General features: G+C 34.9%; 13 protein-coding genes. 7 read left to right on the top strand and 6 right to left on the bottom strand.

The window, feature by feature from the left end; all coding sequences use genetic code 11:
• Window positions 1-64 precede the first annotated feature (64 nt).
• The 4 genes from EJ01_RS09075 (at window position 65) to EJ01_RS09060 (ending at window position 3296) form a co-directional block, all read left to right on the top strand.
• Window positions 65-1255, top strand: a complete 1191-nt coding sequence (locus EJ01_RS09075; RefSeq protein WP_052376018.1) for an aspartate aminotransferase family protein — start codon at window positions 65-67, stop codon at window positions 1253-1255.
• 200 nt (window positions 1256-1455) lie between these two features.
• Window positions 1456-1998, top strand: coding sequence for an epoxyqueuosine reductase (locus EJ01_RS09070; RefSeq protein WP_245611183.1), 543 nt, complete (start codon window positions 1456-1458; stop codon window positions 1996-1998).
• A gap of 119 nt (window positions 1999-2117) precedes the next feature.
• A complete protein-coding gene (locus EJ01_RS09065; RefSeq protein WP_048081745.1) occupies window positions 2118-2582 on the top strand; it encodes a GNAT family N-acetyltransferase in 465 nt (154 codons plus the stop codon).
• Window positions 2583-2594: 12 nt separating this feature from the next.
• Complete coding sequence (locus EJ01_RS09060; protein WP_048081744.1) at window positions 2595-3296, top strand: 4Fe-4S double cluster binding domain-containing protein; 702 nt, start codon at window positions 2595-2597, stop codon at window positions 3294-3296.
• A gap of 11 nt (window positions 3297-3307) precedes the next feature.
• On the opposite strand, the gene EJ01_RS09055 is transcribed toward EJ01_RS09060, so the two are convergent.
• From EJ01_RS09055 to larB, 6 genes are all read right to left on the bottom strand, one after another.
• Window positions 3308-4852, bottom strand: a complete 1545-nt coding sequence (locus EJ01_RS09055) for an oligosaccharide flippase family protein (protein WP_048081743.1) — start codon at window positions 4850-4852, stop codon at window positions 3308-3310.
• 212 nt (window positions 4853-5064) lie between these two features.
• Window positions 5065-5583: a nitroreductase family protein gene (locus tag EJ01_RS09050; protein WP_048081742.1), complete on the bottom strand. Its 519-nt coding sequence runs from the start codon at window positions 5581-5583 to the stop codon at window positions 5065-5067.
• A 507-nt stretch (window positions 5584-6090) separates the two neighbouring features.
• Window positions 6091-6840 (bottom strand): ABC transporter ATP-binding protein, encoded by a 750-nt coding sequence (locus EJ01_RS09045; protein WP_048081741.1) that lies wholly within the window; start codon window positions 6838-6840, stop codon window positions 6091-6093.
• 14 nt (window positions 6841-6854) lie between these two features.
• Window positions 6855-7601, bottom strand: a complete 747-nt coding sequence (locus EJ01_RS09040; RefSeq protein WP_048081740.1) for an ABC transporter permease — start codon at window positions 7599-7601, stop codon at window positions 6855-6857.
• 16 nt (window positions 7602-7617) lie between these two features.
• Complete coding sequence (locus tag EJ01_RS09035; protein WP_048081739.1) at window positions 7618-8574, bottom strand: ABC transporter substrate-binding protein; 957 nt, start codon at window positions 8572-8574, stop codon at window positions 7618-7620.
• 45 nt (window positions 8575-8619) lie between these two features.
• Entirely contained in the window at window positions 8620-9384 is a 765-nt protein-coding gene (gene larB / locus EJ01_RS09030; protein ID WP_048081738.1) for a nickel pincer cofactor biosynthesis protein LarB, read from the bottom strand.
• Window positions 9385-9518: 134 nt separating this feature from the next.
• Here larB and hypF point away from each other — a divergent pair, with 134 nt between their 5' ends.
• The 3 genes from hypF (at window position 9519) to EJ01_RS16505 (ending at window position 14791) form a co-directional block, all read left to right on the top strand.
• Window positions 9519-11828: a carbamoyltransferase HypF gene (gene hypF / locus EJ01_RS09025; protein ID WP_048081737.1), complete on the top strand. Its 2310-nt coding sequence runs from the start codon at window positions 9519-9521 to the stop codon at window positions 11826-11828.
• A 497-nt stretch (window positions 11829-12325) separates the two neighbouring features.
• Window positions 12326-13099, top strand: a complete 774-nt coding sequence (locus EJ01_RS09020; RefSeq protein ID WP_048081736.1) for a hypothetical protein — start codon at window positions 12326-12328, stop codon at window positions 13097-13099.
• 861 nt (window positions 13100-13960) lie between these two features.
• Window positions 13961-14791, top strand: coding sequence for a peptidoglycan-binding domain-containing protein (locus EJ01_RS16505; RefSeq protein WP_169740455.1), 831 nt, complete (start codon window positions 13961-13963; stop codon window positions 14789-14791).
• The last annotated feature ends 22 nt before the right edge of the window (window positions 14792-14813 follow it).

The raw sequence follows: 14813 nt of genomic DNA, 5'->3' as shown, positions 1-14813 counted from the left end.
AAACCAGATCAATAACATAACTTTTTTATAAATATATTCTGATTAAAAGCCTTGAGGACTTATTATGGACAAAATTTTAGACACATTTCAAGTTGAAGACACGCACTACGCCTCTTTTGCAAATAAGACAAAAATATCAATAGAAAATGGCAAAGGAGTGTACGCTTACGATGAAGAAGGTAAAAAATATATAGATCTCACTGCAGGATGGGGAGTAACAAGTATAGGGCATGCAAATCCTGTTATTAAAAACGCTCTTCTAGAGCAGGGGCAGAAAATCATACAAAACCCAAATTCAGGAGCAACATACTCACCAGCAAGGTCTAAACTTATATCCTTAATGCAGGATATCTTGCCTGAAAATTTGACCCGCATATTTTTTGCAAACAGTGGAGCAGAAGCAAATGATGCTGCAATTAAGCTTGCAAGGAAAGCAACTGGAAAATTAAATATCATATCCACAGTAAACAGCTTTCACGGGCGAACCATAAGTACAGTATCCGCAACCGGACAGGACAGCCACAGGGGACGGTTTAATCCGCTGATTCCAAACCATATTTTTGTCCCCTACAACGATATCAGGGCTATTGAAAACGTTATAGGTGATGATGTCGCTGCAGTAATAGTCGAACCTATACAGGGTGAAGGTGGAGTTAATGTGCCCGATCCGGACTATCTTAAAAATTTATCAGATTTATGCACCAAAAATAATGTTCTTTTAATAGCAGATGAAATTCAGACCGGGTTTTACAGGACAGGAACTCTATTTGCCTCAGATAATGTTAAGATTGATATTTTGACCATGGCAAAAGGCATCGCTGGAGGATTCCCTTTTGGAGCATTTGCAATTACAGAGAATGTGCATGATAAACTCAACATAGGGGACCATGGAGGAACATACTGTGGAAACCCGCTTGGCTGTGCAGTTGCATATTCTGTCATCAGTTATATGCTTGACAGCAAAATCTGGGAAAATGTGGAAGAAGTAAGTAAATTCACATTTAAAAAGCTAAATAAAATGCAAAAAGAACATCCAGATATAATAAAAGATGTAAGAGGAAAAGGGCTATTAATTGCCATAGAATTAATAGACGACATTGTTGCATCTTCCATAAATTCAAAATGTCTTGATAAAGGACTTATCTTAAATGTGACACATGGAAACATAGTCCGAATATTTCCAGCTTTAAATATATCAAAAGAAGAGATGGAAGAAGGGCTAAAAATATTTGAGAACACTTTAAGAGAATTATAATTAATTTTAATTGGTGCAAAAATGTCAAATACAGTACAAGGAAAATTTGACAGAAGCATGGAAATTTCATATAATCAAGGAAAATTAAAGAGATAGCGGCTGATCTTGGAGCAGATCTTTGTGGAATAGCAAGCCCAGATAAGTTCAATAACGCCCCTAAAGGTCACCACCCTTTAGACATATATCTTGATTGTAAATCAGTGATAGTCTTTGCAAAAAGGGTTCCTCATGGATCTATAAATGCTGAAAACTGCATTCCATATACACATGCAAATAATGTAATTACCCAACTTGTTGATAACTTAGGGTTGGAACTCTGCCGGGTTTTAGAAGATTTAGGAATAACTACAGTTCCTATTCCTTCAGATGATCCTTCAGAACACTGGGAAGCTGAGGAACAGTATGCAAGAGGTATTTTATCACTGAGGCATGCAGGATATTTTGCAGGGTTAGGAGTCATGGGCAAAAATACGCTGATTATAAACGAAAAATACGGCAATATGATACAGATAGGGGCCGTTTTAGTAGATGTACCACTTGAAAATGATCCTATAGCAAATTATGAAGGCTGTTTAGAAAAATGCAGTCTTTGTATAGATTCATGCCCTCAAAAAGCACTGGAAAGAACAACTGTTGATCAAAAGTTGTGCAGAGAACTGTCAAACTTTGTAACGGAACGTGGATTTAATTTAAAGAAATGCAACCTGTGCAGGACTGTATGCCCCCATTGTTTAGGAATTTGAGTTTCTAAAATTAAATAAGTTAACTGTAACTTAAATTGGTGCACAATACACTAACCTATACAGGGACTCAATACTACAAATTATACATTTTCTACACTAAAACTGGCAAGAGGTACAATATGGATATAAGTTATGTGGAACTTGAAAAAGACAGTATAAATTTGATCAAACCGTTATGGGAAAGATTAAGGGATCATCATAGAGAGTTATCCCCCTATTTCCCAGAAAGGTACGTTGAGTTTACATTTCAAGAAAGAAAAGAAGATTTATTAAAGAAATCTGAAAATGGAATTTTAAGAATAGATACTGCCTACAATGAAACATCTAAACAATTTATTGGATACTGTATAAGCTCTATTTCAGATGAAAAAATAGGAGAAGTAGATTCAATATATTTAGATGATAAATATAGATCTTCAGGTATTGGAGATACTCTTATGAAACGTTCGCTTAACTGGATGAATCAAAACGGCGTAGAAACTAAAAGAATCATGGTAGCAGCAGGTAATGAAAATACGCTCGCATTTTACAGCCGCTACAATTTCTTCCCAAAACATATAATTTTAGAGCAGTCCAATAAATAATGAGGGAAAACTATGCAGCTTGATTACCAGATCCGAATTATGGCAGAACACGAAGGTGCTGATTTTTTTGGTGTTGCAGACCTGTCGCGTGCAAAAGAAGCAATCACAGATCAGGGTGGCGAAATATGCACCCAATATCCTAAAGCAATTTCTATAGGTATTAGACTGCCTCAAACCATCGTTGATGAACTACCTAATCGAGATAACCGTGCTGTGGCAGTTAATTACCGCCATGCCTACGACATCACAAATCTACGTCTTGATCTTTTAACATCAAAATTAGGAAGTATTATACAGCAGGAAGGATACAAAGCACTTCCAGTACCTGCATCAGAACGCTTTGACAATGAAAGGATATGTGCTGTCTTTTCACATAAATTAGCTGCAAATTTAGCAGGGCTCGGCTGGATTGGTAAAAGCTGTTTACTCATAACTCCCGAAGCAGGGCCCAGAGTCAGGTGGGCTACTGTACTCACAGATGCGCCTCTTACCATAACTGGAGAGCCTATGGACACAAAATGTGGGGAATGCGACGAATGTGTGGAAATATGTCCCGTATCCGCTTTTACAGGAGAACCATTTAGAGAAAACGAAGCTCGGGAAGAAAGGTATGATGCCCGAAAATGTGAGGAATATCTTTATAATGCTGATGAAGGTGAGGATTGGGCTGTCTGCGGATTATGCATTTATGTTTGCCCACATGGAAGAAAATAAAAAATTTATCCCTATTTAACAAATCTTTCCAGAAATCTATTCATTTTCATAAATATTCCGGATAACGGACCTAAACGGTACCCAATTTTATTTAAAAGATTTAAATCTCTTTTTTCTAAAGCACCCATAAATGCCAGACTAAATAAATAGATAAATGAAAAGACTAAAAGCGCAGCTAATAGCCCCATAACTGTTTTAGGAATTAATCCAATTATTAAACCAGTTAAAACTGATGCAAATAATATTTTAACCAGATTGACATAGGGCAATTGAGTATTGCTTGTCTCAAGAACTTTCCACACTGAAAATACCATGATTATAAATGTGGCGACTGCTGTAGCTGCTGCTGCACCAGTTAAACCATATAAAGGAACGAGCAGCCATGTTAAAACCAGGTTAACTATACTTCCCAAAATTAAAAAATACATTGGCAAATATGGTTTTCCCAATCCCTGAGATATACTTGATGACACTATATAAATAGAAAAAAATGACATTGCAGCTATTAAAATAGTCAGTGCATTGCCTGCAACAAGATAAGCAAGTGGAGCCCTTGGAAATATAATTGCAAGTATCGGCTGGGAAAAAAGCATAACGAGTGCACAGAGAGGGAGAAGAACCAGAATCAGGTACCTGTAAGAATATATTACATATTTTTGAATTATATGGTTATTTTTAAGGCTTAAAGCTTCTGAAGCTGCAGGAAGTATAGCAACTGCAATGGATGAAGAAATTATAAGCGGAATCCTCGAGACCGGGCTGACAATATTGTAATAACCTACATAGGTTTCATTCAAAAATATGTTGATAATATAGGTCCCAGTATCAAATAATGCCAGTTCAGCCAATCCAACTACAGTAACAGGTAATGAAAATATCAAAAGCTTTTTAGCCAGCCCATATTCATTAATATGTCCTAAACTTTTTTTTGCATCCTTGATGTTTTTCCATATTTTTTGCCTAAAAAGTAGCAGCGAAAGAACTGCAGCTATAGCAAATCCTATTATAGTACCAATAACTGCCCCTAAAACATAAAATCCCAATAAGATTAGACTTACAGTCAGTATTATCGTGAAAATCTGTTCAAATGCCCTGGTTAAAAGAAGATTGCCCATATCCTGATAACCCTGAAATACACCCCTCACCAATCCTAAAATTATGCTGAAAGGCGTTATAAATCCTATTATCTGGAAAAGAATTATAATACTAGGTTGCCAATGCAAAAATGGAGCTAATGGTTCTGCAAGGAAAAAAATAAGTAAAGTAGCAATAATGCTCATTACAGCCATGATTTTTGCAGAGGTTTTGATAACCTGTTTAACCATATAAGTATCATTTTTAGCGTGATATTCTGCCACGTATTTTGCCACAGCAGGAGGAATACCTGCAGCAGCAATTAATATCAAAACATTTTGTAGAGGAAGAACAAGACTTACAATACCATAGCCTGTAACGCCCAATAAATACTGTATTAATACTCTATAAAAATAGCCGCCTATTCTAAATAGAACATTGCCAAATAAATTAAGGAAACTACCTTTTACCACTTTTCGCATGCCATTCCCCTACTAAAGATACTATCTGCAAGTAATATATTGCTGCAATAAAGTTATTATCTCTTCTTAAATAAAATGTTAAGGATTTTAATGGAATTAATTTATAATTAAAAAGAGATTTTTTATGTGAATTAATATTACAACTGGCAAATTCTCAAAAATAGTCCAACATATAATTTTAAATATAAAAAATAAATTTAAAATGAAAGATTTTAAGGAGTGACGTATTTTTCACTGCTTACAATTTCATCCAGATGTTTCCGCGGCCTTGCATGTGGGCTTTCATCTGCATATCCTATAGTAAACATTGCAGGGACCCTTATTCTTTCAGGGATCTCTAAAATATTCCTGACTTTTTCTTCATCATATGCTCCAAGCCAGCATGTTCCAAGGCCAAGTTCTGTAGCTTCCAGAATCATAAATGATACTGCAATTGAAAGATCTACTGTATAAGCATGCTGTCCACAAGGCATTACCCTTTCTGATTCTGTTGAGCATGCAACAATTGTAACTGGAGCTTCAGCGACAAACTGCTGACCGTGTGCAGCTTCTACAAGTTTTTCTCTTGTTTCTTGATCTTTAACAACTATAAATTTCCATTCCTGACGGTTAGAAGCAGATGGGGAAATTCTAGCCACTTCAAGGATATCCTGAAGTTTTTCATCTTCAACTTCAGTGTCTTTATACTTTCTAATACTACGCCTTTTACTTACAGCTTCAAAAACATCCATAAAATCACCTTCAGCTCAAATTAAAAATTTTAATAAGATAAACATTAAAAATTCAATTAGTATTATTTTATTGTTTTTATTTCTTAAATTTTGTCAAGTTTTCATCTATTAAAACAGTGACAAAAAGATAAAAATGAAAAATGAGTTGATTAAATTTAAATTATTCTAAAGTTTATTATCCTGCTATATCTAGTGTGCATCTTCTGCGTCTATTAATTCGCCGTATTCTATTTCTAGCTGGCACCCTTTAGGGCCGCAGCACCAGTGTGGTAAATCAAATTCTACTAGCATGGATTTCACCTCAAAAAATTTTTTATTTTTGGGGTTCCAAAATTCAGAATGAATTTTGTCAACCTCGAGATATCTATACTGTACTAATTGAGACTAAATTATATTTAAATTAAGTACGGACAAGAAAGATACATACTGTACTTTTGTATACTAACTACCGCAATTACATAATTTCAAAAAAATTCTAAGTTTTAACCTAAAAATAAAACTTTTGAATTAGTCCCCGCTTTCAAGCAGGTTCATTATTTCCTGTTTTAACTGTAAAAAATCAGGGGCTAAAGTATCTCTAATTCTTTTAATATTAACTTCAAATATTCTAAAAATTCTTCCAGGCCCTTTACTCATTAGGATAACTCTATCCCCTAAAAATATTGCTTCATCAATGTCATGAGTTACAAAAACAATTGTTTTACCCTTATCTTCCCATATATTCAACAGATCTTTTTGAAGCTGGCTTCTGGTTTGAATATCAAGGGCTCCAAACGGTTCATCCATTAAAAGTATATCTGGATCCCCTGCTAACGACCTGACAATTGCAACTCGCTGTTTCATCCCTCCTGAGAGCTCATGAGGCATAGAATCTCTAAAATTTTGGAGCCCTACTATTTTCAGGTAATCTTCAGCAATTTTGTGCCTTTCTTCTTCTGCAACTCCTTTCATTTCTAAGGGAAATGCCACATTTTCAATGACACTTCTCCAGGGAAAAAGAGAATATTCCTGAAAAACCATTCCACACTTACAACCCGGCCCCATTATTGCTTCATTGTCCATTAAAATTTGACCAGAACTAGGTTTATCCAGACCCGCTATAAGCCGGAGAATGGTGGATTTTCCACATCCTGAGGGGCCAAGAATACATAAAAATTCTTCTTCATTAACATTGAAATTAATATCCTCTACTGATTTAAATGTGGTCCCCTTACTTTCAAATATCTTTGAAACATTATTTACAGCTATTTTAGACATGTTTCACCCATTGTTTAGTTTCCACTCCATAAAACATACTTATTTTCAGCCTTTCTAAATGAATAATCCATCAAAAATCCAATGATGCCTATTATAATCATTCCAACAATTACTCCACCCGTATCTATTAAATTCATGGACTGCATTATTAAATAACCTAAACCCGATTTTACCGCGATCATTTCCGCTGCTACAGTACACATTAACCCTATTCCAATTCCAACTCTCAAGCCCGTGAAGATTGAAGGTAAAGATGCAGGCATTACAACATTGGTTAAAATTTGACGTTCGGAAGCACCTAATGTATATGCAGATTCTATAAATACTTTATTTATCCTTTTAACCCCATCTATTGTATTAATAAGCACAGGGAAGAATGTTCCAATAAATATAATAAAAACAGCGGATTCAAATCCCAGTCCAAACCAGAGCATGGCGAACGGTATCCATGCAAGGGGAGGTATCGGCCTTAGAATTTGAATGGTTAAATTTGAGAGGTTTTCAGCCTTTTTTGACCATCCTAAAATAATTCCTAAAGGAATTGCAATTGCAGCTGCAATAATTAAACCCGTAATAACCCTCGAAAGAGTTGCTAAAGTATCCATAAGTAGTTCATTAGTTCCCACTAATCCTAAAAATGAGCCCATTACCTCAGATGGTGAAGGTAATATATATTCCGGGATAATATTTAATGAAGTTAATAGAGACCAGATTATAACAATCAAAACAGGTATTATAAGCGCTGTTAATATCTTTCTCATGTAATCTCACCTGTAATCATTTTGAAGGTAAGTAACTAAGGTTAAATATTTCACCCTTAGTTAAATTATGCTCCACATATCCCCTTTGTCTTTGAATGCTTACTATTTTTAAACTATTATCCATAAAATCTTCATCAGGCACTACTACAAATTTAATATGATCCAGCACCTCTTTTTCAGTATTAAAGCTGATTTTAAACTGTTTTGATAATATTGAAATTGTATCATTTCTATTGCTGTAAATGTAGTCAGTTGCATTCTGATGTATCTGGAGTATTTTTCTAAGTTTATCTGGATTATTTTGCATGAAATTGTTGCTGGCGATTATAACACAGCAGGGATGATTTTTCCATATTTCATCAGAATACATGAAGGTTTTTCCATATCCGCCAGAACTCGCTTGAATGACATACGGCTCCCATACAATATATCCATCAATTCTCCCCGATTGAATAGCTTCAGGCATTAAAGAAGTTTGCATTTCCCTTATATCAATTGATTTGGGGTTTATACTATTATCTTGAAGTAAATAATTCAATAAAATGTCCTGTATGGATCCTTTAGATGGCATAACCACAGTATGCCCTTCAAAATCAGTTAAATTATCAATAGTTGAATTTTTTGAAATTACAATGCCGCTGCCCTCTTCATTTACAGCTCCAACTATCTTTAGTGGCATTCCTTTATCTATAGCCATTGTTGCAGGTGCAATTCCCACATATCCCACATCAATTTGTCCAGCAGCCATAGCAATTACTATATCCGCGCCAACGTTAAAGGACTGCAGTTCCACTTTCATCCCTTGAGCTTCAAACATTCCCTTTGCATTTGCAACAGCTAATGCTGCGCTATGTTGGTCATTATCCAGATATCCAATGCGTACTGTATCTTTTGGATGGGCGCTATAGCTATAAGCTCCAAATAATGTAATAATTACAATTACAGCCGAACAGCCCATAATCAACTTATTCATAGCTTATAAACCCATACTATTTTTTATATTAGTATGATTTTAAGACTATTTCAATGTTTGCTTAGTTAGTTTAGCCGCGAATACTCCTGCACCAAATCCATTATCAATATTTACAACTGCAATTCCCGGAGCGCATGACTGAAGCATTGCAAAAAGAGCCGTAAATCCTCCTTCACCAACACCATAACCCACTGATGTTGGAACACCTATAACAGGCACATCCACTAGTCCCGCAACAACAGACGGCAATGCCCCTTCCATTCCAGCAACCACTACGAGTGCTTTAACATCTGCTTCAATCATTTCATTAATATGCGCAAAAAGCCTGTGAATTCCCGCAACACCCACATCATATGATGTTAAGACTTCACAACCCACTTCTTCAGCAGTTATTCGTGCTTCCTCTGCAACTGGAATATCAGACGTTCCAGCGGTGATAACTCCAATTTTACCCTCTTTTTCGATTTCATGGTTTTTAATAAGTAAAATCTTGGCCCGCTTGTTGTATTCAAATTTAAAGCCTTTATCCTCAAGGATGCTAATTTGAGGCTTTATTAAATCATATCTTTCCCTTTCAAGCTTTGTTACCATTAACCTGCCGTTATCTGCACCTTTAAGTATGATTTTTATAAGATCTTCATCTTCTTTACTTTCTGCAAAAATGGCCTCAGGAATCCCAGTTCTTGCCTCTCTACCAGTGTCCAACTTTGCAAAATCCCCTATTTCTTCAATTTGCATTGTTTTAAGCCGTTTTTCGGCTTCCTGAAGTGAAATCTTTCCATCTATGAGTTCTTGAAGTATTTCTTTCATGGTATCACTAAATATTGTCCACTTCACTATATAAAGATCGAAGTATAAATTAATATTTTGAATGTATAACTTATTTTATTTAACTCATTAAAATAATAGTCCGTACAATTAAACATATTTTAGAGGAATACAAAATGGAAAAAGCCAGGATTTTAGTTCAGGGGATCGTTCAGGGCGTTGGATTTAGACCAACAGTTTACAGGATAGCAGATGAAATGAAACTTAATGGATATGTTAGAAATCTTGGAAACAGTGTAGAAATTATCCTAGAAGGAAAAAAAGAAGAAATAAAGAATTTCGCAAAAAATTTAAAGCAGAATAAACCTCCAATATCTAAGATAACTCACCTGGAAATAGAATGGTTAGGTCTTCATGAAGAGCCAGAATTTGATAATTTTATGATCCTTGAAAGTTCTGCCGACTTTTCAGGGTCTTCTGTAATTCCCCCAGATGTTGCAATATGCGATAAATGCCTGGAAGAAACACTTACTCAAGGAAATAAAAGGTACAAATATCCATTTACCGCATGTACTGATTGCGGACCTCGTTTTACAGTTATAAAATCAATTCCTTATGACCGCGTGCGGACATCCATGGATGAGTTTCCCCTGTGCGATGAGTGCATGGTTGAATATAGAGATCCACTGGACCGCCGTTACCACGCTGAGGCAACCTGCTGTCCCACATGCGGGCCTTCTGTTTTCCTCTACAAAGATGAAGTTTTAAACGTGGAAGATCCAATAAAAGAGGCTGCAAAACTCATAGATGAAGGGAATGTGCTTGCTATAAAAGGAATAGGTGGAACTCATCTTGTTGCAAAGACAACAGAAGATGATCCTGTCATTACTTTAAGAAAACGGCTTGGAAGGATGAACCAACCCTTTGCATGCATGTCACCAGATATTGAAACCATAAAAACATTTGCAGAGGTAAGGGATTTTGAAGAGGAGACCCTCATATCAAGAAGGAGACCCATAGTCGTGCTTAACAAGAACAGTGACTACTATTTAGCCCCTTCTGTTTCACCAGATCTCCATAATCTTGGAGTAATGCTTCCTTACTCGGGACTGCAGCATTTGCTATTCCAGGAAACCAGTGAACCAGCTTATATTATGACATCAGCCAATATACCTGGAGAACCCATGCTCATAGATAATGAGGAAATTGTAAACAAAATAGAAGGAATTGCAGATTACTGCCTCCTCCATGATAGAAAAATAATTAACCGGTGTGATGATTCGGTTATTAGATTTAGAGCTGGAGATTTGGCTTTTATAAGGCGTTCTAGAGGATATGTGCCAGAACCATACGATTTCTCAAATATAGCTGGAGATATAAACATTCTTGCACTTGGACCTGAACTAGATGTAACTTTTGCTCTTCTTAAAGATAAAAAATGCTACGTATCACAGCATATCGGCAATACAACCAAGTATGAAACTTATAAATACCTTCAGGAAGCTATAGATTACATGATAGACATAACAAGGGTTGAAAAAATAGATGCTGTAGCATGTGACCTTCATCCAATGTTTTTTACAACTAAACTTGCACATGAGCTGAGTGAAAAGTTTGAATGTGATGTTTTCGGCGTCCAGCACCACCATGCGCATGCAGGGGCGTTATTTGTAGATCATGGAATTGATGAATTGATATGTATCGCTGCCGACGGTGTAGGTTATGGAGATGACGGATCTGCATGGGGTGGTGAGATACTGCATGTTACAGGCGAAAACTACAATCGTTTAGGAAGTTTAATGCCCCAAAATATGGCAGGTGGAGATTTAACTACTAAATATCCTATAAGGATGGTTATAGCCATGTTGCATGAGTTTTATGAGGATGAAGAGCTTAAAAAACTCATGAAAAACGAATATGTTACTTATTTCAAACACGGCGAAAAAGAAATAGACCTTATATTAAAACAGCTTGAACGTGGTTTTAATATCCAGAAAACAACAAGCACAGGACGTGTTCTTGATGCACTCTCTTCTGCACTGGGAATTTGCGGTGAAAGAACATATGAAGGTGAATGTGCTATGAAACTTGAGTCTGTAGCTTATTATGGTGCAGATACTTGTGAAATTCCTGTTGAAATTAAAAAACATAACGAAATGTATATACTTAACACATCTAAAATACTGCTTTCAGTTTTAGAAAATAAAAAGAAAGGTATGCCTGTAACAGATATTGCATGTTCTGCGCAAAGGGCTGTTGCTGAAGGCCTTGCAAAATTAGGTATAAAAGTAGCAGATAAAACTGACGTGGATGTAATTGGTGGAACTGGTGGCGTATTTTACAATGAGACCATAAGTAAAACCATAAAAGATGTTGTAACCGAAAATGGATATGATTTTATTCAACATAAAAACACATGCGCTGGAGATGGTTCTGTATCTTTAGGACAGGCTGCTATTGCGGCTTTACATTATAAAACCAATTAATTTCTTTTTTTTATGTATTACAAATATGACCTGACATATTTGTCTGTTTATAATCCTATCTTGTAATACATCCATATTAAGCTTTTTAAATGAACAAATTTGAATATTAGTTTTTATATAAATTATATTGTGCTAAAAAAGAAAGCATAGTTAGATATTAGCTTAAAAGATTTGAATTATCTTTCAAGTGAATAATGCTAATTTAGGTTTGTACCATATTTGTCATGTATTATTTAATTCCTATTTTTTGAGATATTTCATAATTTTCGACAGTATTATCATGCTTAAATCCACTTTTAAGGTGTTTAACCGGTTTTAATAATTTCATACGTAAAGTTTATCAATTAGAGCATTTTATATTATATATTAACTGATATGCCTTTGATAATGCAATTATAAAATGCTTTTAGAATGAATTATTTGTATAAAAAGGACTTATAGTTGTTTTATTTGGCTTATTAGTTTATATTTAAATAAAAAATCAGGAGAGTGTTAAAATGAAATATTTTAAGGCATTAGGCCTACTATTTGTGGCATTTTTAGTTTTAGGGATGTATGGTACGTATGGCACATATGGCAATAATAATGATAATAGTAATATAATTAATGATCAATCTGTACACTTAGCACCAATTCAAGAGAAGAATAAAACAAATTTATCTTCAATTGATAGTAATAACACCATTACAATTGATAAAAATAAAGCTATTTCAATTGCTAAATTATACGATGATAATTTTGATTGTGAGTTTTATTATTATGAAAAAATGGATTTTAACGCTAAATTAAGCCCCGATAATAAATATTGGATTATAAAAGTAACTGGCGAAAAAAATAGACCCATTTATTCTGTTACTGTTAATGCAAAAAACTGTGCAAGCAAAAAAACAGACGCAAAATCCTCATGGATACCTCTCAATGAATTAAAAGCCCAATACGCCGCATCCATCATAACAGCCTATGCCGACTTAGGCAGCTGTTATAATAATTCAAAACCCGTTAAAGTATCTTTAAATGGAAAAAACGTATGGAAAGTAGAAGCGCGTAAGTATAATTTTGATGGTGGCGATTCAGTATATTGTATTTACTTCAACGACCAAAATGGACAAATTATGACCACATGGAATGATTTCAATAAAAATGCAGGAAAAACAGGATTTTTAACCCTTAACGAAGTAGATAACACCATTAACAAGATGCTTAACACTGCACTACCTGAATACAAACCACCCAAATTTAAAGACATATTAAAAGATTTTTATCCGGAATAAAAGATTTATACAGAAATAGGATGTTAATACAGCATCTCTATCCTTTCTTTTTTTACATTCTTGAATATTATATTCCTTAATAATAATTACAAAAGTAATTCACATAATTCTCTTTTTAGAATGATCATCTTAACATTTCTTAATTTCACAGTAGATTTTATGATTAAAGTCCATTTTCAAGTATTAAATATATACAATATAATATTACGTTCAGTTATAAAGTAAAGTTAGTATTAACTAATTTTAAAGGCAAAAATAGGGCAAAATAGCAAGGAAATGACTTATTTTAGAAAAACCTTTAAAAACTTTCAAATCAGGTTAGTAATTCTATTACTTGTTCCATTTGGCTATTAAGCCATTTATATTTGACATTACTCTAGCGTGTATTCCACACCATTTGAGACCCCCTTCGGACTGCAGAGGTGCTGATACAAAAGCTCTAAATGAAGTTATTTTATGGAAATAAAGTATAAATTAGGCTATTTTCTTAAAAATAACAATGCAGTGAGTTCGCCCGAGAAACGATTGTTAAATACGTTATCAGGATGCCTTAAATTCAAAAATACGCTATAAGAGTGCCGATTTTTTGAAAAAAAACCAAAACATTTATATGTGATCCTGATGTGAACTAATGCTGTCCCAGAATAGCTTAAATGGTTAAAAACTTTCATAATACACTACTTAAATTATGTATTAAAACTAAAAAATCATAATATTGCACTGAAATTGTATTATGAAATAAGCGATACCATAGTAGGTGGGCTACTGGGTCAAGAAATTTTCCTATGACATTGTCATAGAATCGGAGGCGGTACAATTAAGCGGAAACTCACATATGCAACGATGGTTGCAGTATGTGTGATGTTCAGTACGTTGCCATTTGCAGCAGCTACTGAAATCCAAAATACAACTTTTAATGTAACACAAAGCTCATCCGTAAATGCGGTTACGGAAAAGGGCTTAAAAATAGGAGCAAACGGAACATACGTTGTTGAATTACAGAAATGGCTCAAAGAACAGGGATATTACACTGGAGACGTTGATGGATCATTTGGTCCATACACAGAACTAGCAGTTAAATACTTCCAGAACGATTCCAGTATAATCGTAGATGGATGGGTTGCAAATCAAACAACATGTGCAATGGAAGACATAAACGGTGTAAACATATTTGAAGAAGCATTTGGAACTTCTACAAGTTCTAGTAACGTCAAATCAACAGATAAAACAAACGTAACCAAAAGCTCAACAACTACCACTAAATCTAGTGTAAACAAAACAAGCTCAACAACTACAAGTGTAACTAAAAAAGAGACAACAAGTACAACTAAAAAACAGAGCACAAGCACAGCTAAAAAAACCAGTACAACATCATCTGCATCTTTATCAGCGATCCTTGCAAGCGGTGCTAAATACGGTTACAGTCACTCAGCCAGTACAGCAGCTGGAATGGTAGCAATAGGAAGCGGAGACTGCTGGGCAATGAGTGAATACCTATACGGAAAACTCTCTGCAGCAGGTATCCATTCAAGAATAGTTCAGTACAGCACAGCATACTCAGCACGACACAGATCAGTTCAACTGTATCAAAACGGTGCATGGGTAGATGTTCCATACTCAAGCTACGGCTACAGTACCATGTTCAAGGCTACTTCAAGTAAGCCCGGAATGACTGTTTTAGCTTCTTGCTAATTAGCTAAATTAATTATTAGAT

The organism is Methanobacterium veterum, from assembly GCF_000745485.1.
GTDB classification, from domain to species: domain Archaea; phylum Methanobacteriota; class Methanobacteria; order Methanobacteriales; family Methanobacteriaceae; genus Methanobacterium_D; species Methanobacterium_D veterum.
This window is presented reverse-complemented; position numbering and strand designations above follow the sequence as displayed.